The sequence below is a fragment of the Veillonella atypica genome (assembly GCF_041431435.1).
Classification (GTDB): domain Bacteria; phylum Bacillota; class Negativicutes; order Veillonellales; family Veillonellaceae; genus Veillonella; species Veillonella atypica.
On sequence record NZ_JAPVXV010000001.1, the window covers coordinates 1 to 22,568 of the forward strand.

Below are 22,568 nucleotides of genomic sequence, written 5' to 3' on the forward strand. Positions count from 1 at the left end.
AGGCGGATGCTTTTTGTTATCCATCTATATGGGTATGAAAGTTAATTATAATATTACCTTTATACGGGGGATGGTATCCAACTATAGCAATGCATGTGGTATGATGAATAGTGAATTATATTTGATAAGGAGACCGTTATGAAACAAGCTATATTAGTAGTGGCCTTTGGCTCAACAGTTGATTCCGCTCGTGAACATCAAATTGATGCTGTTGTAAACCGTATTAAAGAGAAATATACAGATTATGAAGTGCGTTTAGCCTTTTCATCGCGTATCATTGTAAAACGTTTACGAGACCGTGGTATTGAAATTCCTACAGAGCAAGGCGCATTAGATGCTCTCATTGGTGAAGGATATACAGATATTTATGTACAACCATTGCACTTCACTGGTGGTGAAGAATTTGATAAGTTGAAACATAATATTTTAAATCACGAACGGGCACAAGAACTGAATACATTGCGAGTAGGCAGACCATTGGTATACTATATGGGCCAAGAAGAACACCCGAATGATTATCAAATTTTAATCGACACATTTGTTACATCCTTATCCGTCAGCAATGAAGATGGTTTATTATTAGTTGGTCACGGTGGTTTAGGCTCTGGTAATTCTGCATATGGTTATTTGCAATACCAATTGATTCGCAGTGGCCTTAATCATGTTCGTGTAGCCACTTTGGAAAATGCTCCTTATGTAGAGGATGTGGCCGTACCTTGGGAATGGCTTGATGGTAAGAAACCTAATAAGATTTATGTGCACCCATTGCTCCTTGTACTTGGCGATCATGCGCTTAATGATTTATTTGGCGATGAAGAGGATAGTGTAGTCAATGTATTGAAAGAGGCTGGTTATGAAGTAGAAGAAATGCATCATGCCCTCGGTGAATATACAGAAATTCAAGATATCTATTGCCAACATATTCAAGATTGTATCGATGATATATACGGTAAGCGCAGCAGTCATCGACCAGCGATTCCGAATGTGAAATAAGAGTAGACTTTCACAAACATTTTGAATATATTTAATAAATTAGGTATAATAGTAATGTTAATCATATTGAAATATAGAATAGGAGAATCATCATGAAAGGTAAATTATATGGCATAGGTGTTGGTCCTGGGGACTCTGAATTAATGACTGTGAAAGCTGCGCGTATTGTAGGCGAAGCAGACGTTATCATTACACCTAAAACAGAAAAGAAAGATGGTTCTGTAGCCCTTAATATTGCAAAACCATACATTCAAGAACATACTGAAATCGTTCCAGTTGTATTCCCAATGGTGCTCGATGATGCTACACAACAAGAAGGTTGGGAAGAGGCTAAGCGCGTTATCGTATCTTATTTAGAACAAGGTAAAAATGTTGTTTTCTTAACACTTGGCGATCCAATGTTCTATAGTACATATATGTACGTATATCGTTTGATTGAAAATACAGGCTTTGAAATTGAAACAATTCCTGGTATCACTGCATTCTGTGCCATTGGTTCCCATCTTGGCTATCCGATCGTAGAAAAAGAAGAGGTTTTGGCTATCGTTCCAGCCACTGCACCTAAGGAAAAAATTGATGCTGTTATGGCTGTTGCCGATGATGCAGTTATCATGAAGGTGTATAAAAACTTTGATGAAGTGCAAGAAGTATTGTTGAAACACAATATGGCTGACGACGCGGTTATGATTTCTCGCGTTGGCTTGCCTGATGAACAAGTTTTCGTAGGTCTTGATAATATGCCTAAGGACAAGAAATTAAACTATTTGTCCACAATTTTGGCAAAACGTAAAGATCGTTAATTGACTATACTCTGATATCTGAATGCTTTTAGTGAAAGCCGTATAGATAGTATTAATAAGAGGTAATACATATGAATACTGTACCCATTCCACGTGTTGTTATAGCTGGTACCAATTCCGGTGTCGGCAAAACGACTATTGTTGCGGGCCTTCTCGCAGCGTATCGAGCAAGTGGCCATGGGGTGCAATCCTTTAAAGTGGGCCCGGATTATATCGATCCGGGCTTTCATAAAATTGCATCGGGCCGTGAAAGTTATAATTTAGATTCTTGGTTAGTTCCACCGGATACATTGCCAACATTTTTTGCATCCATGTCGGGCGATGCAGATCTGGCCATTATTGAAGGCGTTATGGGGCTCTATGATGGTGGCCGAGAGGGTGTGAGCAGTACGGCTCAAATTGCTAAGCAATTAGGTGCTCCTGTTGTGCTCGTTATCGATTGTAAGGCCATGGGTGAAAGCGCAGCAGCCATTGCCATGGGCTTTAGAGAGTATGATAAGGATGTGGATTTTAAAGGCGTCATTTTAAATCGTTTAGGTTCTGATAATCATGAACGTATGGTCCGCGAAGGTATGGAAAAAATTGGCGTTCCTGTTATTGGTGCTATACGCCGTGATGATCGCATGCATTCTCCTGAACGCCATCTTGGTTTGACACCGGTTACAGAAGTTGATCCTACAGAGGCCATTGCAACGATTCAGCATGCCGTGGAATCTATGGTAGATTTAGAGGCACTCTATAAGGTAGCGGCCAGTGCAGCACCTATGTCGGCACCGATTGATGCAACCATGGGAGTTACCAAACGAACAAAAATTGGCGTTGCCTATGATGAAGCCTTTTCGTTCTACTACCCAGCCAGCTTATCTGCCCTTGAAGCTCAAGGCGCTGAGCTAGTTTACTTTAGCCCTTTAAAAGATAGCGCTATTCCTGATGTAGATGGCCTCGTATTTGGCGGTGGTTTCCCTGAAATGTTCTTGCAGGCTTTATCCGAAAATACGGCCATGAAGGAATCAATCCGTAAAGCTAATCAATGTAGTATGCCTATCTATGCTGAATGTGGTGGCCTTATGTACCTTTGTGAACATATTCACGATTTTGATGGTAATGTGTTTGATACAGTTGGTGTTGTGCCTGCCAATTGTGTAATGCAACAAAAACTGCAAAAGGTAGGATATGTAACGGCAACGGCTAAACGCAATACATTACTTGGCAATACAGGAACAGCTTTGCATGGTCATGAATTCCATTTCTCCACCATGGAACCAACCATTGAAGATTTCCCTTGGGCCTTTCACTTAGAAGGGGGCCGCAAACCGCAGTCCTATGATGGCGGGTATGCCACCGATAATGTGTTGGCATCCTATCTACATCTTAACTTTGCTGGTTCTCTTGAAGGGGCAAAGCATTTTGTAGACATGTGCGAAGCCTTTGGTCATACTAAATAAATCTATTATATTAGTATTAAATCGTCATATTAACAATAGATGCAGCCCTACATCGTGTGACATAAATAATAGGAGTATAGAAATGAGCGAACGTGGTTTAATTCTCGTAAATACAGGTAATGGTAAAGGAAAAACAACAGCCGCTTTAGGTGTTGTTTTACGTGCTGTAGGACAAGGCTTGAAAGTTTTGATTCTACAATTCATCAAAAGCGGTCATGGATACGGTGAACTAGAAGGCCTGAAAAAACTGGGGGATGCGGTTACCATTAAATCCATGGGCAAAGGATTTATCTACTACAACCGAGATAAAGTTACTGTAGAAGAACTAGAAAAACACAAAGCAGCAGCTCAAGAAGCGTGGAAAACACTAGTAGAAGAAGTCAACTCCGACAAATGGGATCTCATCGTTATGGACGAAATCAACAATGCCATTAACTATGAACTCATCGATGTTAACTCCGTTGTAGATATGCTTAAACAAAAACCAGAGCGACTACATGTCATCCTAACAGGCCGCTATGCAAAACCTGAAATCATTGACATCGCTGATACAGTGACCGAAATGAACGTAGTAAAACACGCTTATGAAAAAGGCATAAAAGCGGCAAAAGGAATCGAGTTTTAGTAGGTCGAGGCGAAGCCAATGACCTATAGATGGATGGAGGCGCGTAGCGCCAAACATTCATCAAACTTAAATCGTATCAATTTTATAAATACAAAAGCAGCAAGAGTGTGCGAGGCTTGGCCGACGCACACTCTTTTTGTGATACTTGAAAGTTTTATATGATGTAGCGATAGTAGGCCTCCGGAGGCGACTTTGGCCCTGTCCCTACGGGACAGACCCGGCCGGTGTTTCCCTCTTACCATGGAGTTTTCCGAAAATTTCCTAGAGTGCTGTGAAGTGATGTGGGCTGTGGCGACTTTTGGCCCTTCCGTTAGGAAGACCCGGCCGATGGAGCCACAGCCCACATCACTTCACAAATAAATAGAAAATTTTCGAAAAAGTCCTTGATTAAACTATATCGAAAATGTATAATATAGTCATAGGCACAAGGTGCTAATATTCTTAGACATTAAGTATGTATATAACTATAACCAGGAGGTTAACTATGGCTGTACATGATTACATTAAATCTGGCGATTTCGCTACTGAAAAACACGTTCCTGTTATCGAAGCTGCTGATAAAGTAAAAGCAGGTGAAGCATTCGACGTAAAATTATCTGTTGGTAAAGACATTGCTCATCCAAACACTGTGGAACATCACATTGAATGGATTAAATTGTACTTCGTAGCTGAAGGTACTCAATTGCCTTACGAAGTTGGTGAATTATCCTTCAACGTACATGGTGACGGTGCAACAGCAAACGAAGGTCCTGTACATGCAGTTTCCGCAGGTACATTGGCAGTATCCTTGAATAAATCTGGTAAATTGATTGCTGTATCTTACTGCAACATCCATGGTTTATGGGAATCTGAAAAAGCTATCGTAGTTGAATAATAAATTGTATTTGACTGTAAAAGGCCAGCCTTAGGGCTGGCCTTTTTTGAATGGAGCGTATGACAAGTTACGAACATTAACGATTGATTATAAATATAATGTATGTCCGCTATAAAAAGAAATTTGTTCTTTTATAGTGGAAAAATACCTGTATATCCCTTTACAGTGCGGTTTGTTTTGTGGTAAAGTATATGCATGTTATTTTTTAGTACAATGATAAATGAGGGATAATAGTGGCATTAATCGTCAAAAAGTTTGGTGGCAGTTCTGTTGCAACACCTGAGAAAATATTTAATATCGTTGATCGTGTCCTTCATGAAAAGAAAGAGGACGATCGCATTGTAATAGTTGTATCTGCTATGGGGGATACAACAGATGACTTGGTATCTTTGGCAAAACAAGTAACATCTAAACCATATGGTCGTGAAATGGACCGCTTGTTGTCTACTGGCGAACAAGTAACGATTGCATTGATGGCTATGGCGTTTAATGAACGCGGTCAAAAGGCTATTTCTTTAACTGGTGATCAAGCAGGTATTACAAGTAGTGATAACTTTAATAAGGGTCGTATTTTAGGTGTAGATCCTAATCGTGTATTCGAAGCATTGGATGCAGGCAATATCGTTGTTGTTGCTGGTTTCCAAGGTATTACCGAATACGGTGACATGGTAACATTAGGCCGTGGTGGTTCTGATACAACAGCGGTTGCTTTAGCAGGCGCTATGAAAGCCGATGTATGTGAAATCTTTACAGATGTAGAAGGTGTATACTCTACTGACCCTCGCGTAGCAAAGGAAGCTTTTAAACTAGAAGAAGTTACGTATGGCGAAATGCTTGAAATGGCACGTTTAGGTGCAGGCGTAATGCAACCGCGTGCTGTTGAAATGGGTTTCCGTTATGGTGTACCAATTCATGTTCGTTCTACATTCAGTAATAATACAGGCACAATTATTCGGGAGGATTATACCGTGGAATCTAATAAACACGTAATTACAGGCGTAGCCGATGATACAAATACAGCAAAAGTAGCTCTTGTGGGCGTTGAAAATAAACCTGGTATTGCAGCAAAAGTATTCAAAGCATTAGCAGAAAAAAATGTTGATGTGGATATGATTGTTCAATCTATTCGTTCCGTAGGTGAACCTAAAACTGACCTTATCTTCACAATTGCTCTTGATGATGTGGTACTGGCACGTGAAGTGTTGAAAGAATTACAACAAACTGTTGATATCGAAGCTGTTAATATTGATGAAAATATGGCAAAAGTATCTATCATTGGCGCTGGTATGTTGGGTCAACCTGGCGTAGCCGCTCAAATGTTTGATATCCTTAGTAAAGAAGGCATCAATATTGAAATCATCAGTACTTCTGAAATCAGTATTTCTTGCTTGGTTGCACAAAACCGCGTAAAAGATGCAGTTCGTGTTATTCATAATGGTCTTTTGTTAAACGAACGAGGCTAATATACATGATGGATAGTCTACGCACATTTATGGATGAAATGCTCGATGATCAAGGGCGTAAGGAAGGTTTTATTAGCGATTTATTAGCGAATTTAAAAACACAACCTATCCCCACATTAGAGCAAGCACAGACAGGCTATACAACAGTGAGCAATTTACATGGTATATTTTATAATTATGATGCGTCAGAGGTGACCATATCTTATAAGGTAGTACCAGATATGTATGCTCCCTATACAATGAGTTTTCGCCAATTTGAGGTTGTTCTCGAAGGGCTTTTGACAAGTCGACGCAATCAAAAGTGGCAAATCAAACAAGATAAATAATAAAATCAGGACACTCCTATAAGGGTGTCCTAATTTATTTTGTTATTATATGCAACATTCATATCTCATAAATAAGAATAAGTTATAGATAATCTTTGTAATTTGATAATAATTCTTGAAAATTCGTGTAAATCTTCGTAATGTGGTATAATAGATAGTCAATAATAGATTAAGATTTTACATATATATATACATTATAAATAAATTAGAAAGAAGGGTATCTATGGAACTGAATAAAATATATTCTGGTTTTCGCCTTGATCGCATAGAACGTATTGATGAAATCAATGGTACAGCCTATGAAATGAAACATGAAAAATCTGGTGCTCGTCTTATTTATATTGACTCACCAGACACTAATAAAGTATTTAATATTGCCTTTAGAACGACTCCTCAAGATAGCACAGGTGTCGCTCATATCATGGAGCACTCTGTGCTTTGTGGTTCTCGTAAATTTCCATTAAAAGAACCATTTGTAGAACTTGTAAAAGGTTCTTTGAATACATTCTTAAATGCTATGACCTATCCGGATAAAACGATGTATCCTGTAGCAAGCAAGAATGACAAGGATTTCCACAATTTAATGGATGTATACCTCGATGCTGTTTTCTATCCACGGGCAGCAAAGGATCCAGAAATTATGATGCAAGAAGGTTGGCATTATGAGCTTGATTCTGTTGATGATGAGTTAACGTATAAGGGCGTTGTATTCAACGAGATGAAAGGGGTTTACTCCTCTCCAGATTCCGTACTAGAACGCGAATTGATGCATTCCTTGTTCCCTGATACAACATATGGTGTTGACTCCGGTGGTAATCCAGATAATATTACGGACTTGACTTACGAAAAATTCAAGAAATTCTACGATGTGTACTATCACCCATCCAACAGCTATATTTTCCTATATGGCACAATGGATATTGAAGAACAATTGCGCTTTATCAACGATGAATATTTGAGCCATTTTGATGCTATTGAAATCGATACTGAGGTGACTGAGCAGGCTCCGTTTAAGGAAGGTAAAGTGATTACATATCCTTATAGTGTAGGCTCTGATGAAAGTACGGATAATCGTACGTTACATGCATTCTCCTATGTATTGCCCGATGTAACACCAGAACAAAGCCTTGCTTTTGAGGTATTAACACATGCTTTATTAACATCTCCTGCAGCACCTTTAAAACAAGCATTGGTGAAAGCCGGCATTGGTTCTGATGTATCTGGTTATTACCTAGATAGCATCCGTCAACCAATTTGGGTTGTTCAAGCCAGCGGCTCTAATATGGATAAACAAGGTCAATTACAAGAGATTGTTGAATCTACATTACAACAATTTTGTAAGGATGGCATCGACAAGGAATTATTAGAAGCTTCTCTTAATAGCATTGAGTTTACCCTTCGTGAAAGCGACTTTGGTGGTCGTCCAATCGGTTTAGCTTATATTATCCGCATGATGGACAATTGGTTATACGGTAAGGATCCAATTGAGTTGTTACATTATGAAGAAGCATTAGTTAATATTCGCAAAGGCCTTCAAGGTTCTTACTTTGAGGATTTGATTCGTCATTCCTTATTGGATAATCATCATAAGTCTCTCGTATCCTTGTATCCTGAACAAGGATTGCAAGATAAAAAGGATGCAGATGTTAAGGAACAATTAGCAGCTATCAAAGCTTCTATGTCACAAGATGAGCTAGAAGGTATCGTTGAACAAACAAAACGCCTTAAACTTCGTCAAGAGACACCAGATAGTGAAGAAGCGCTAGCTACTATTCCACTTTTAGAATTGTCTGATTTGAGTCCAGAAGTGGAAGATGTGGAACGTCGTGAAAGTACGATTGGTCATACAAAACTTCATTTTGTTCCTACTTTCACAAAGGGTATCAATTATGTGGCTTACTATTTTAAGCTAGATTGCCTCACTGAGGACGAATTATTCTATGCAGATATCTTAAGTGATATCATCGGCCGCGTAGATACATCCAAACGTTCTTATGAAGATTTGGCAAAATTAATCAATCTAAATCTTGGTGGTTTGAGTGCTGATATTACAGGCATTAGTAAAGCAGGACAACGAGATGAATTCGTACCGCTCATGGTTGTACGTAGTAAGGTATTGCATGCTAAATTACCTGAATTGTGCAACATCGTAAATGAAGTTATTCACGATGCTCAATACACCGATGTAACGCGTTTAACAGAACTTGTACAAGAAGGCAAAGCTATTTGGGATAATGAGGCGTTCCGTAGAGGAAACACCATCGTTAGTCAACGGGTAATGGCTAAGGTATCAAAGGTTGGTAAATTCCGCGATGACGGTAATTTAGGGTATTATCAAAAAATCAGCGAATTAGCTACTAATCCTGCAGCATTACCATTATTGCCAGAAAAATTAGCTGATGTAGCTCGCAAGATTTTCCGTTCTAACAATGTAGAAATCATGTTTGTAGGTGAAGAACATGAATTAGTACCATTTACAGAGTTAATGGAACCATTGCTCAGTACTTGGAATGCAGAGGAATTGCCAAATAATGTGTTAACCATAGAACATACAACGAGCAATGAAGGTATTGTCACAGCTGGTAAGGTTCAATATGTGGCTCAAGGTGGTAATTTCATCGATCATGGATTTACTCATGTTGGTGCTATGAGCGTATTAGAAACAATTTTGCGTTATGAATACTTATGGATTCGCATTCGTGTACAAGGTGGGGCCTATGGCGCATTTGCTAACTTCTACGACGATGGAAATATGATTTTCTGTAGCTATCGAGATCCAAATCTTGTGGAAACACTTAATGTATATAAAGAGTTACCTGAATACTTACGTCAATTTACATTAACAGATCGAGAAATGCGTAAATATATTATCGGCACTATGAGTGGTCTTGATTTACCAATGACACCAGCATTGCGTGGCCCTCGTGCCATGGGGCTATACTTTAGTGGTGCCAATATTGAAGATAAGGTAGCATTTAGAAAACAAGTCATTGCCTGTAAGCCAGAAGATATCGTAGCTCTTGCAGATGTGGTAGAACCTGTGTTAAAGGATAATCATATTTGCTCTATGGGTAACGAACAAAAAATCAAAGATGCTGGTGTCTTTGATAGCATTGTATCCCTTGGCTAATATATAGTTTGTAAACTGAGGTCATCCTCACCATGTGTTAATATAATAATGTATTAATATAATAGTATATTATTAGAGTGCATATAAGGAGATACTATTTATGAAAGGACGATTCGCACCTAGCCCAACGGGGTATATCCACCTAGGGAATGTGTGGATCGCCCTTTTGTCGTATATATCGACCCGTAACCAACATGGTACCTATGTGGTACGCATGGAAGATATCGATATGCAGCGCTCTAAGCGTTCTTTTGGCGAAGCCTTGCTAGATGATTTAGAATGGCTTGGCTTTGAATGGGATGAGGGCCCTCGTGTGGGTGGACCAGAACCATCATACTGGCAAAGTGAACGGTTGCCAATGTATGATGAGGTCTTACAACGATTAGAGAATACAGGTCTAATCTATCCATGTTTTTGTAATCGTACTCGCTTGCAATCCATTGCTTCTGCACCTCATCGAGGTGAAGTCGTTCATCATTATGATGGACATTGTCGTAGTTTAAATAGTGCCACAGTGAAATTGAAGAGATTAGAAAAAAATCCGTCAATGCGTATTAAGGTGACTGATTCTACTATGGATTTCAACGATATATACCAAGGTCTGCAGCATTTTGTATTGCGCCATGGTATTGATGATTTTGTATTGCGCCGTGGAGATGGGATGTATGCCTATAATTTGGCGGTCGTACTAGATGATATAGCAATGGGGGTTACCGAAATCATTCGGGGGCACGATTTACTGGAAACTACGGCTCAACAAATGTATTTATATAGTACGTTACAGGCTGAGCCACCATGCTATGGCCATGCACCACTTCTCATGGATAACGATGGCCATAGGCTTTCAAAACGGCAGAAAAGTATAACTGTAAAAGAATTGAGAGAGACTGGATGGTCAGCAGAGCGTATTTTAGGTGAATTAGCCGTGTTAGCAGGATTTATTCCTAAATGTGATGCACCAAGCATCTCCTTAAAATCATTACTAACATATACTGTGCGAACTGAAGAATTACGTTGTGAACATATCGTTTTAAAAAAATCGATATAATATATTGACAGTTTTCGATATTAATATATAATAGTATATAAGAGGTGGTAAGAATGACTATTAAAGATGCATTAGCTGAAAAAGTTTGGGCTGTAATAGGTGCCACTCATAAAACCGATAAGTTTGGGTATAAGATTTATAAGTGCTTAAAAGAGCATGGATATGAAGTCTATCCGGTTAATCCAAATGTAACGAGTATCGATGGCGATACTTGTTATCCAAGTCTATCTTCGTTGCCAGTTGTTCCTAGCGTTGTTGATTTTGTTGTACCAGAAGCAGCTGGGCTTGCAGCAGTTGATGAATGTAAACAATTGGGCATTAAGATGATTTGGTTACAACCAGGTGCGGATAAACCAGCAGTTTTAGCTAAGGCTAAAGAGGTAGGTTTGGATTACATTCAAGATTGTGTATTAGTTCAATTGCCTTAGGAGGAAATAATGAGCGAATTAAAAGAGTTAAAAACAGCAGAATATCAAGATCTTCTTAATCAAGGTGGCGTAACAGTTATTGATTTCTGGGCTCCATGGTGCGGTTACTGTGTACGTATGATGCCAGTTATTGAAGAAATCGCTGGTGAACTAGAAGGTAAAGCAAACTTTGTAAAAGTAAATGCTGATGAAGAACCAAGCTTGGCACGTGATTTACAAGTAGAAGTATTACCTACATTTGTAATTTTGAAAGATGGCGAAGTAGTAGATCGTAAAATTGGTTTCTTACCAAAAGGTGATTTGCAAGGTGCTATCGAATCTAAATTCTAATTAGATTAATAAACGGTAAAATATATAAGGCCTATTAATGTATACATATACATTGATAGGCCTTTTTTATCTGTGTAAATAAAAATACAAGTAAAAATATTAATTAAATATAAAATGAAGAGGAAAATTTCTATATCGGAAAAATTTGATAAACAAGGCTTTTTCAAGATTGTTGCCATATAAAACGATGAGTAAAATATGAAGCATAAGTTTAACTTATTAAAAAAACGCTTTAATTTTAAAATATCTTGTGCTAGTATTTAATTAGATATTGTGAATATTTAGTGAAGTATATTCCAGTATTTTTCATTTATTTCATCTGTGCGGGGTGAGAGCCGCATAAGTTGGGAGGGAACTTAATATGAATAAGGTATTCAAAGTAGTATGGAGTGCGACTAAGAATGCATATGTAGTAACATCTGAGTTAGCTAAGTCGCATCAAAAAACAGCAACTACAATTGTGGCTGCAATTTTGTTAAGTGCCAGTTTGGGTGGAGGCATTGCTTCTGCATCCACACCTGCAGATTGGTATAGAACTGATCTTATTGGTAGTCAAAAATGGTTAACACCTGGCCAAGGTAGTCAAGCAGTTGAACAACAACCAATTGATTTACATCAACAAGATCAACAACAATGGCAACAACAAGACCAACAACAATGGGGCCAACAATCTCAAAAACAAGGCTCTGGTAAGGTTATTGTTGATTTAACTAATATTAAAAATCAAGTTAACCAAAATACTTACAATATTAGCGTATTGAAAGGTAATGTTAACTGCCTTAATAGTAAATTCTATTGTTTAGCTGATAAGGTATCTAAAAATACATTAGCGATTAATAATCTTAATGTAAAAGTTGATACACTTAATAACAGTGTGAAAAACATTGAAAACAAAGTTACAAATAATGTAACTAAAAATGTTATCAACAAGGTTACTAACAATGTTATTAATCAAGTAAACAATACTGTAAACGCAAAAATTGATGTTAAAATTGAAGAAAATAATAAGAATATTATTAATCAAGTAAATAACAACATCAAAAAAGAAATTCAAAATAATAACACTACTATCATCAATCAAGTAAATCAAAATATTGATCAAACGATTAATAATAAGATTGAAAATAACAATACAACGATTATTAATCAAGTAAATCAAAATATTGATGCTAAGATTGAAAATAACAATACAACAATCATTAATAAAGTAGACCAAAATATTGATGCTAAGATTGAAAAGAATAATACGTCTATCATCAATACAGTAAACAAAACTATTAATGAAAGTATTCAAAACAACAATACTGTTATTAATAACAACATTAAAAACGAAATCAATGCTAACAATGTAGAAATCAACAAGACTATTAAGAATGAAATTAATGCTAATAACACTGTTATTAACAATAATATCAAAAATAGCATTGAAGCGAATAATGTTGAAATTAACAAAACAATTGTTAATAAGATTGACGAAAATAATGTAAAAATCAATCAAAATATTGCTAATGTTAAAAACGAATTACAAGCGAATATTAACAAGGTAGATGTTAAGGTAGATGCTAATAGTAAAGCTATCAATAACTTGACTGTTAACGTTAACAATAACAGCAAGTCTATTGCTGACTTGTCTAAACAAGTTAACGAAAACACTAAAAATATCACTTTCAACAATACTATTGCGATAGAAAACCGTAAACTTATCGGCGATAACAAAAAAGACATCAATGATAATAAAAAAGCTATCGAAGAGTTGAAAGGTAAAGTTGGTACTACTATCAACAACATCAACACAACAATTGATAATAAGATTACTGAAAACAACACTAAAATTATCAATCAAATTAATAAAGATGTAGACGTTAAAATTGATAATAGTAAAACAAATATTATCAATACAGTAAACACAAACATTGATAATAAAATTAACGCTAACAACACAATTATTAACGCTAATATCGACAATAGCATTAAACAAAATAATGTTGAAATTAATAAGACAATTAAAAATGAAATTAATGCTAACAACACAACTATTATCAATAAAGTGAATGCTGATGTTGATGCTAAGATTAATGTTATTAAAACTGACATTAACAATATCAATACTACAATTAACAATGTAAACGCTAAGGTTGATGGCAATACAACAAAAATTGTAGACAATAGTAAACGCATTGCTGCTAATGAAGTAAATATTGCGAATAATACTACAAACATTAATAAAAATGCGACAGCTATTACAAACTTAACGAATACCGTTAATAGCAATCAAGAATATGCGAAAACTCGTATCAATTATGTACTTGAAGCCGTGGGCAACCATGAAGGCCGTTTACAAGCTGTAGAAAATGATGTTAAGAACATTAAGACCGATTTGAGCAATACTACAAATCAAGTTAATATCAATACAAAAGACATTGCTGATTTGAAGGGTAAAGTTGGTCAAAATATTGGTAATGTTCAAGTAGATATCAACAATATTAAAAACGATATTACAAACATCAATAAGAAGATTGATCAAAACGACATCGCTATCAATACAAAAGTAGATAACAAAGTTAATGAAATCAATACTAAGATTGACAACAAAGTAATTGCTATTGATCAAAAAATTGATAACAAAGTAATTGAAATCAATGCAAACATTGATAATAATGTAAATATTATTAACAAGAAAATCGATAATAATGTAAATGTTATCAATACAAAAATTGATAATAATAATATTACTATCAATAAAAAAGTTGATAATAAAGTAAACGAAATCAATACTAAGATTGATAACAAGGTTAACGAAATTAATGCTAAGATTGATAAGAATGATTTGTCTATCAATACGAAGGTAGATAATAAAGTTAATGAAATCAATACTAAGATTGATAATAAAGTAACTGAAATCAACACAAACATTGATAATAAGGTTAATGAAATCAATACGAAGATTGATAACAATGTTATCGACTTGAGCAAGAAAATCGATGCTAATATCGTTGATGTTAACAAGAAAATTGATGCTAATACAACAGCAATCAATAATGTTAATGTCCGTGTCGATGGCGTTAAAGGTGATGTAGATGGTCTTACTAAACGTGTAGATCGTCATGACGAACGTTTAGACTACTTGCAAGGCAATATTGTAGATAACTCTACACGTATTAGTGCTAACGAAGATGATATCAAGAAATTGAAAGGCCAAATTGGTACTACAATCACTAATGTAGAAAATACAATCAATGCTAAGATTGAAGCTAACAATACAGTGATTAGAAATGATATCAATACTGCAATCACTAATAACAACACTGTTATCAATAAGAACATCGAAACAGCAATCAATAATAACAATACAGTAATCAATAATAATATTGAAACTGCTATTACTAACAACAATACTACAATTCTTAATAAAGTTGATAAAAATATCGACGTTAAAATCAATGAAAATAACACAACAATCCTTAATAAGGTTGATAAAAACATCGATGTAAAAATCAATGAAAATAACAAACAAATCAACAACACAATCAATACTAAGATTGGTGAAGTGAACGTTAAGATTGATGGCGTTAAAGGTGATTTAAATGGTCTTAAAGGCGACTTGGATGGCCTTAAAGGTCGCGTAGATCGTCATGATCAACGTTTAGATTACTTAGAAGGCAATATTGTAGATAACTCTACACGCATTAGTGCTGTTGAAGATAATGTAAAGGTTAATACTACTAACATTGCAAACAATACTAAGAATATCAATATCAATGCTAAAGCTATCGATGAATTGAAAGGTCAAGTAGGTCAATCCTCTACTGTTATCAACGATATTAAAAACCAAATCACTAATATTAATGGTAAGGTAGAAAATAACACTACTAATATCACAAACAATACTAAGAATATCGCTGTTAATGCACAAGCTATCGTGGATAATAGCAAACGCATCAACGAAACAAATGTTAAGGTAGAAAATAACACTACTAACATTGCGAACAATACTAAGAATATCGCTGTTAATGCACAAGCTATCGTAGATAATAGCAAACGTATCAACGAAACAAACGTTAAAGTAGATGCTAATACAACAGCTATTAACAACGTAAATGTTAAAGTGGATGGCATTAAAGGTGATATTAATAACATCAATGTAAAAGTTGATGGTATTAAAGGCGATTTAGATGGCTTAACTAAACGCGTAGATCAAAATACAAAAGATATTAATGTAGCTGGTACAATTGCCCTTGAAAACCGTAAGTTTATCGGCGACAACAAGGTTGCTATTGAAAATAATACTAAGAATATCAATATCAACGCTAAAGCTATTGATGAATTGAAAGGCAAAGTAGGTCAATCCTCTACAGTTATCAACGATATTAAAACTCAAATCACTAATATCAATGGTAAGGTAGAAAATAACACTACTAACATCACAAACAATACTAAGAACATCGCTGTAAACGCACAAGCTATTGTAGATAATAGCAAACGCATCAACGAAACGAATGTTAAGGTAGAAAACAATACTACTAACATTGCAAACAATACTAAGAATATCGCTGTTAATGCACAAGCTATCGTAGATAATAGCAAACGCATTGATGCAACAAATGTAAAAGTTGATGCTAATGCAACTAATATTGCAAACAATACAACAGCTATTAACAATATAAATGTAAAAGTTGATGGTGTTAAAGGTGATGTAGCAGGTCTTACTAAACGTGTAGACCGTCATGATCAACGTTTGGATTACTTACAAGATAACATCGCAGATCATTCTACACGTATCAGTGTTGTAGAAGATGGTGTGAAATCCAATACTAAAGCTATTGATGAATTAAAAGGCCATATTGGTACTCAAATCACAAATATCGAAAACACTATTACTAACAAAATTAATGAAAATAATGTAGTTATTAATAAGTCTATCGATAACAAGATTACTGAAAATAACACTACAATTCTTAACAAGGTTGATAAAAATATTGATGTAAAAATCAATGAAAACAACAAACAAATTAACAACACAATTAATACGAAGATTGGTGATGTAAATGTTAAGATTGATGGCGTTAAAGGTGATGTAGCAGGTCTTAAAGCTCGCGTAGATCGTCATGATCAACGTCTTGATTACATTGATGGCAACATTATTCATCATTCTGAACGTATCTCTGCTAATGAAGATGCTATCAAGAAATTGAATGGTAAAATTGGTACAACAATCACAAATGTAGAAAATACAATCAATACTAAGATTGAAGCAAACAACACTGTGATTAGAAACGATATCAACACCGCAATTACTAATAACAACACAGTAATCAACAAGAACATTGAAACTGCTATTAATAATAACAATACAGTAATCAATAAGAATATTGAAACTGCAATTAACAACAACAACACAACTATTATTAACAAAGTTGATAAAAATATCGATGCGAAGATTATTGAAAATAATAAAAATATCGATAGCAAGATCAATAATGTAAATGTAAAAGTTGATGCGAATGCAAAATCTATTGAAAACAATAGTAAATCTATTACAGCTATTCAAAATAATGTAGCTAATATTAATAGTAAAGTTGATGTGAATGCAGCAGATATTAAAGCAATTCGCACTGATGTAACTAATAATACAAACGCTATTGCTAGTGTATCTAAACAAGTAGCTGGTAATACAGCAAACATTGCAGATGTTTCTGCTAAGGTAAATGCTAACTCCACTCGTATTGATGCAAATGCAGCGGCTATTGGTAACTTGAACGGCAAAGTTGATTCTAATGCGAAAGCTATTGAATCCTTGAAAGGTCAAGTAGGTAAAGGTAACACTACAATCGTTAATGTTGAAAAGAAAGTTGAAAACATCACAAACAACATTAAAGCTCAAAATAGTGTCATCAATGCTAATACTGTAAATATTCAAAACAATACTTCCAACATTAACAACATTAAAGCTAATGTAGTAAATGTTGAAAAGAATGTTAACAATATCAAAGCCGATGTAACTATCGTGAAGAATGATATTACTAACATCAATGCGAAGGTTGATGCGAAGATTAATATTGTGAACAACAATGTTGAAAACATCAAGAATGATGTGAAGACCATCAATAATCAAGTTACAAATATTAAGAATGATGTAACAAGCATCAAATCTGATGTAACCAGCATTAAATCTGATGTGACAAATGTGAATGCTAAGGTTGAAAACAATATTAAGATTATCAATGGTATCCAATCAGATGTATCTGGCTTGAAAGATCAAGTTGGCAAAAATACACAAGCAATCAAAGATTTGCAAAATGTAAGTGCTGATGTATCTAAGGTAAAAGAACAAGTTAATGCGAATACAATCAAAGCTAACGCTAACGAAGAACGCATTAAAAATGTTCAAAGCCAAGTAGAAGTTAATACTGATAGAATCAAACACAATACTGAAAATATCAATATTAACAAAGCTGCTATCAAACAAAATGCTGAAGCAATTCAAAATACTAACGTAACAGTTCAAAAAGTAATCAACAAGGTTGATGAACATACTGCAGCAATTAATAGTGTATCTGCTCAAGTTAACAAAAATACTAACAATATTGCCTCTATCAATGCATCCGTTATTGAAAATACAAACAATATTACAAAAGTAAATAACCAAGTAACAGCAAATACTACTAATATTGCTAAAGTATCTAATCAAGTTACTACGAATATCAATAATATCAATGTAAATGCTAAGAATATTAGCGTGAATACAGAAAATATTAAAAACATTGATAGCCGTGTAACCACTAATGCAAATGCTATTGTTGGTATTACTGAATCTGTGAAAGCAAATGCTACTAATATTAACACTGTTAATAATCGTGTAACAGAAGTATCTAACCAAGTTAATACAAATACACAAAGTATTGCTACTGTAACAAATCAAGTTAATGACAATACTAAATTAACTAAGGCAGTAGGTGCGATTGCATTGGAAAACAATGAACGTATCAATGTAATGGGCTTACAAGTTAACAAGAATACTGCAGATATTAGTACATTAGCTGAAGCTGCAAATTACAGCTTGCGTGCAAGTGCATTAACAATGCAAGATCATGAAACTATTGAACAACATACAGCACAAATTCAAGATAACTCTCGTCGCATTAGTAGTGTAGAACGTGAAGTTAAAACAGTAGGTGCATCTGCAGCCGCATTGGCAGCATTGAAACCTATTGAATACCATGAAGGCCAAAAAGCTCAAATCATGGCAGCTGTTGGAACATACAAAGGTAAAACAGCAACTGCATTAGGTGTTGCTCATTATGCAAATCCTGATTTGTTATTCCACGCTGGTGCTGCTTATGATGGTGATAATGGTGTAATGGCAAATGCTGGTGTAACTATTGGTATAGGCTCCGCTCCTACAGCACCTTCCAAACCTGCATCTCCAGCAACTGTAAAAGTTCTAGAAGATAAGGTTGCTAGCTTAGAAGCACAAAATAAAGAAATTAAAGAAGTGCTTGAAAAAGTATTAGCTGCTAATCCTCAAGTAGCTAAAAAGACAACTAAATAAGATACCTCCCAAAAGGTAGGCACTGAATACCTGTCTATCTAAGGTATGTATAACCGCGTAGTACACTCGTGCTACGCGGTTTTCTTTTGATTTGAAGATGAAGGAAAATTCATAATTTCACCAATTTTTATGTTTTATTTATTGTAACGAGTGGGGGATTGTGGTAAAATTTACCATATAGTGGTGAATGAGGATTGTAAGGCGGTGATGTTAGATGTTCATGGGTGAATATAATCACACTATAGATGCAAAAGGACGGTTGATTATACCTGCCAAAATACGTGAACAACTAGGTGATCACTGTGTACTTTCAAAAGGCCTCGATAACTGCATCGCTATATATACTGCCGAAAGTTGGGAGCAACTTTCAAAAACATTACAATCATTACCATCTAATAAAGCAAATGCGCGTGCTATCAAACGATTTTACTTTGGTAGTGCTGCAGAACTTGAATTTGATAAACAAGGCCGAATCTTAGTGCCAAGCGCCCTTCGTGAGCATGCTGAGCTACAAAAGGATGCGGTTATTATTGGTACTGGTGATAAGGTTGAAATTTGGAGCCGCGAACGCTTTGATGCATATGATGCGGAAGTGGCTGACAGCGTAGAGTCCTTGGCTGAAGGATTAGAAGGCATTGTGTTGTAGGAGGCTATCGTGGAATTTAATCATGTCAGTGTGCTGTTGAATGAAACGGTGGATTCTGTTGTTACCAATCCTGATGGTATCTATGTTGACTGTACCTTAGGTGGCGCTGGTCACTCTCATGCCGTAGGTGAACGATTGAGCTCACAAGGCATGATTATCGGTTTAGATCAAGATGAAGATGCCTTAGCGGTAGCGAGACAACGCTTGTCTGATTTAACTTGTCAGGTTATGACGATACCTACAAATTTTTCAGATTTAAAACATGCTTTAGAAGAGCAAGGTATTTATGAAGTTGATGGATTTATATTCGATTTAGGAGTTTCTAGTTATCAATTAGATACACCGGAACGCGGTTTTTCGTATATGAATGATGGACCTCTTGATATGCGTATGGATAAAGAGGCACCTATTACTGCGGAAATCGTCGTGAATGAATATGAATCTGATAAATTATTACAGATTATCCGTGATTACGGTGAAGAACGCTGGGCTAAACGTATTGTTGAATTTATCGTGGCAGCCCGTAATGAAAAGAGAATTACCACTACTGGCGAACTGGTGTCAATTATAAAAAAAGCTATACCAGCAAAAGCAAGACAGGATGGTCCGCATCCTGCAAAACGTACATTTCAAGCGATACGCATTGAAGTGAATCGAGAACTTGCTATTTTGCATGATAGTTTTGTAGATGCTGTGAGTATGTTGAAGCCAAAGGGGAGAATTGGTGTTATTACATTCCATTCCTTAGAGGATCGCATCACAAAACAAACATTTAAAGAGCTAAGTACAGCTTGTATTTGTCCGCCAGAATTACCAGTTTGTGTATGTCATCATAAGGCTGTTCTTAAGGCTAAAAATAAGGCCATTGAGCCTAGTGCAGGGGAAGTAGAAATGAATCCTCGTTCTAGAAGTGCAAAACTTAGAGTAGGGATTAAATTGTAGTATTGGAAGGGGTTATTTTAATGTTAGCGAGAAAGGCTGTTGTGGGCCACGTTAAACGTGATGTGTTGCTAGGTGTACAAGCGAGAAAAGCGAGAGCTAGTGTTGTTTTTGATATTAGTCCATTGATGAGACAAATCATTCAAGGTATAGCAATCCTTGTTGGTTTTTTGATGATCATGATGGCTATGAACGCATATACTACAAAATTAGGTTATGAAGTAGTTAAAACACAACAAACTGTAGTACAATTAGCAAAGGATAATGATACCCTTGATGTAGAGGTGGCATCCTTAAAATCTCCAGTACGCATTCAAAAAATTGCGGAAGAACAATTGGGGATGGTTTTGCCTGATTCCTTTGTGTATAGCACTAAAAGTACGACTTCAGAACGCAATGTACAAACGAAACAGCAAATTATAGATTAGCAGGCAAAAGCAGCTCTTATGGGCTGCTTTAATTTGCGTATATAGAGGAGAATGTAGTATGAAAACCTTAAAAGATATTATAAGTACGTTAGATGTACAACAAGTACAAGGTGATCAAAATGTATCTATTCAAGATATAACAGCTGATTCTAGAGCAGTAAAACCAAATAGCTTGTTCATCGCTCTTGATGGGGCTACAGTTGATGGTCACAATTACATCGATAAAGCGGTTGCTGCTGGTGCTGTTGCCGTTATCGTATCAAAACCGGTTACTGTACCTGATGATGTGTGTGTTATCACCGTTTCTGATACACGTCAAGCTATGATGGCGTGTGTTCCATACTTCTTTGATTATCCAGCTAATCGCATGCGTATGGTCGGTGTTACAGGCACAAATGGTAAGACGACTACGACTCATATGATTCGCCATATTCTTAAGGCTCAAGGTCACAAGGTGGGGGTCATTGGTACTGTCCATATTATGATTGGTGATACGAGTTATCCAATTCATAATACGACACCAGATGTTGTTGATTTACAGCATATTTTACATCAAATGGTTCAAGAAAACGTGGAATACTGTGTAATGGAAGTATCTTCTCATGCATTGGCACTCGGCCGTGTTAGCGGTGTTGAATTTGATACGGCAGTATTTACGAATTTGACGCAAGATCACTTGGATTTCCATAAAACATTTGAAAATTATTTGGCCGCTAAATGTAAATTGTTTGAACAAGTTAGTGCGCCTAATCAAGTAAAAGATAATAAAGGTGCTGTTATTAATATCGATGATTCCTATGGTCATCGTGTTATGGAAAAAACTACAGCTCCAACAATTACATACAGTACATTAGGCAAGGGCACATTGAATGCATCAGATGTTCATATGTCTACTAAGAATAGCCAGTATACTGTGAATTATAAGGGAGAAAGCTACCCTGTATCGATGAATACTACAGGCTTATTTAACGTGTATAATACATTGGCTGCCATTGGAGCTTGTCTACAAGAAGGCATCTCCATGGAAGCGATTGATACGGCGTTAAAAACCTTTAGTTCCGTTCCTGGACGTTTTGAATTAATTGAAGAAGGGCAAGATTTTGCCGTTGTTGTCGATTATGCTCATACACCAGATGGTTTGCAAAATATTTTAGAAACTGCAAAGGCAATTAAAGAAAATCGTATAATTATCGTGTTTGGCTGCGGTGGCGACCGCGATGCTACAAAACGTCCAATTATGGGTCGTATTGCTGCAGAGTACGGTGATAAGATTTATGTAACATCCGATAATCCACGAACTGAAGATCCTGTACAAATTGTTAAGGATGTTGAAGTGGGTGTAAAAGAAGCACTTCGCGACGGTACTTCTTATGAGGTAATTGTGGATCGTAGAGAAGCAATTAATCATGCAATTCATGATGCAAAAGCAGGTGATATCGTTATTATCGCTGGTAAAGGTCATGAAAATTATCAAATATTAAAAAATGAAACAATTCATTTTGATGACCGAGAAGAGGCTCGAAAAGCTCTTAAGGAGATCTAAT

The 22,568-nt window shown here is 35.9% G+C and carries 16 protein-coding genes; all 16 read left to right on the forward strand.

Annotation, left to right across the window (positions count from 1 at the left end; all coding sequences use genetic code 11):
• Window positions 1–138: 138 nt before the first annotated feature.
• Window positions 139–993, forward strand: a complete 855-nt coding sequence (locus tag O3598_RS00005) for a sirohydrochlorin cobaltochelatase (RefSeq protein WP_287510157.1) — start codon at window positions 139–141, stop codon at window positions 991–993.
• Between the two features lie 92 nt (window positions 994–1,085).
• Entirely contained in the window at window positions 1,086–1,793 is a 708-nt protein-coding gene (gene cobI, locus O3598_RS00010; RefSeq protein ID WP_005376046.1) for a precorrin-2 C(20)-methyltransferase, read from the forward strand.
• Window positions 1,794–1,864: 71 nt separating this feature from the next.
• Window positions 1,865–3,238, forward strand: coding sequence for a cobyrinic acid a,c-diamide synthase CobB (locus O3598_RS00015; protein ID WP_287510159.1), 1,374 nt, complete (start codon window positions 1,865–1,867; stop codon window positions 3,236–3,238).
• 82 nt (window positions 3,239–3,320) lie between these two features.
• Complete coding sequence (cobO, locus tag O3598_RS00020; RefSeq protein ID WP_005376054.1) at window positions 3,321–3,863, forward strand: cob(I)yrinic acid a,c-diamide adenosyltransferase; 543 nt, start codon at window positions 3,321–3,323, stop codon at window positions 3,861–3,863.
• Window positions 3,864–4,347: 484 nt separating this feature from the next.
• Entirely contained in the window at window positions 4,348–4,737 is a 390-nt protein-coding gene (locus O3598_RS00025) for a class II SORL domain-containing protein (protein ID WP_005376230.1), read from the forward strand.
• A 233-nt stretch (window positions 4,738–4,970) separates the two neighbouring features.
• On the forward strand, window positions 4,971–6,200 hold the full coding sequence (locus O3598_RS00030; RefSeq protein WP_005376003.1) for an aspartate kinase: 1,230 nt from the start codon (window positions 4,971–4,973) through the stop codon (window positions 6,198–6,200).
• Window positions 6,201–6,208: 8 nt separating this feature from the next.
• Window positions 6,209–6,526: a hypothetical protein gene (locus O3598_RS00035; RefSeq protein ID WP_038124353.1), complete on the forward strand. Its 318-nt coding sequence runs from the start codon at window positions 6,209–6,211 to the stop codon at window positions 6,524–6,526.
• Window positions 6,527–6,749: 223 nt separating this feature from the next.
• On the forward strand, window positions 6,750–9,656 hold the full coding sequence (locus O3598_RS00040; RefSeq protein ID WP_371451337.1) for an insulinase family protein: 2,907 nt from the start codon (window positions 6,750–6,752) through the stop codon (window positions 9,654–9,656).
• A gap of 100 nt (window positions 9,657–9,756) precedes the next feature.
• Window positions 9,757–10,704, forward strand: a complete 948-nt coding sequence (gene gluQRS, locus O3598_RS00045; RefSeq protein WP_371451339.1) for a tRNA glutamyl-Q(34) synthetase GluQRS — start codon at window positions 9,757–9,759, stop codon at window positions 10,702–10,704.
• A gap of 53 nt (window positions 10,705–10,757) precedes the next feature.
• Entirely contained in the window at window positions 10,758–11,132 is a 375-nt protein-coding gene (locus O3598_RS00050; RefSeq protein WP_205097000.1) for a CoA-binding protein, read from the forward strand.
• A 9-nt stretch (window positions 11,133–11,141) separates the two neighbouring features.
• On the forward strand, window positions 11,142–11,462 hold the full coding sequence (locus O3598_RS00055) for a thioredoxin family protein (RefSeq protein ID WP_005376372.1): 321 nt from the start codon (window positions 11,142–11,144) through the stop codon (window positions 11,460–11,462).
• A 361-nt stretch (window positions 11,463–11,823) separates the two neighbouring features.
• Window positions 11,824–19,011 carry an ESPR-type extended signal peptide-containing protein gene (locus O3598_RS00060; RefSeq protein ID WP_371451341.1) on the forward strand — a complete coding sequence of 2,396 codons (7,188 nt, stop codon included), beginning with the start codon at window positions 11,824–11,826 and terminating at the stop codon, window positions 19,009–19,011.
• Window positions 19,012–19,225: 214 nt separating this feature from the next.
• Window positions 19,226–19,657 (forward strand): division/cell wall cluster transcriptional repressor MraZ, encoded by a 432-nt coding sequence (mraZ, locus tag O3598_RS00065; protein WP_005376259.1) that lies wholly within the window; start codon window positions 19,226–19,228, stop codon window positions 19,655–19,657.
• 9 nt (window positions 19,658–19,666) lie between these two features.
• The gene (gene rsmH / locus O3598_RS00070; RefSeq protein ID WP_287523899.1) at window positions 19,667–20,599 is read left to right on the forward strand and encodes a 16S rRNA (cytosine(1402)-N(4))-methyltransferase RsmH; all 933 of its coding nucleotides are present in this window, start codon (window positions 19,667–19,669) and stop codon (window positions 20,597–20,599) included.
• A 20-nt stretch (window positions 20,600–20,619) separates the two neighbouring features.
• Window positions 20,620–21,024 carry a cell division protein FtsL gene (ftsL, locus tag O3598_RS00075; protein ID WP_005376277.1) on the forward strand — a complete coding sequence of 135 codons (405 nt, stop codon included), beginning with the start codon at window positions 20,620–20,622 and terminating at the stop codon, window positions 21,022–21,024.
• Between the two features lie 58 nt (window positions 21,025–21,082).
• The gene (locus O3598_RS00080) at window positions 21,083–22,567 is read left to right on the forward strand and encodes a UDP-N-acetylmuramoyl-L-alanyl-D-glutamate--2,6-diaminopimelate ligase (RefSeq protein ID WP_287523900.1); all 1,485 of its coding nucleotides are present in this window, start codon (window positions 21,083–21,085) and stop codon (window positions 22,565–22,567) included.
• Window position 22,568 lies beyond the last annotated feature (1 nt).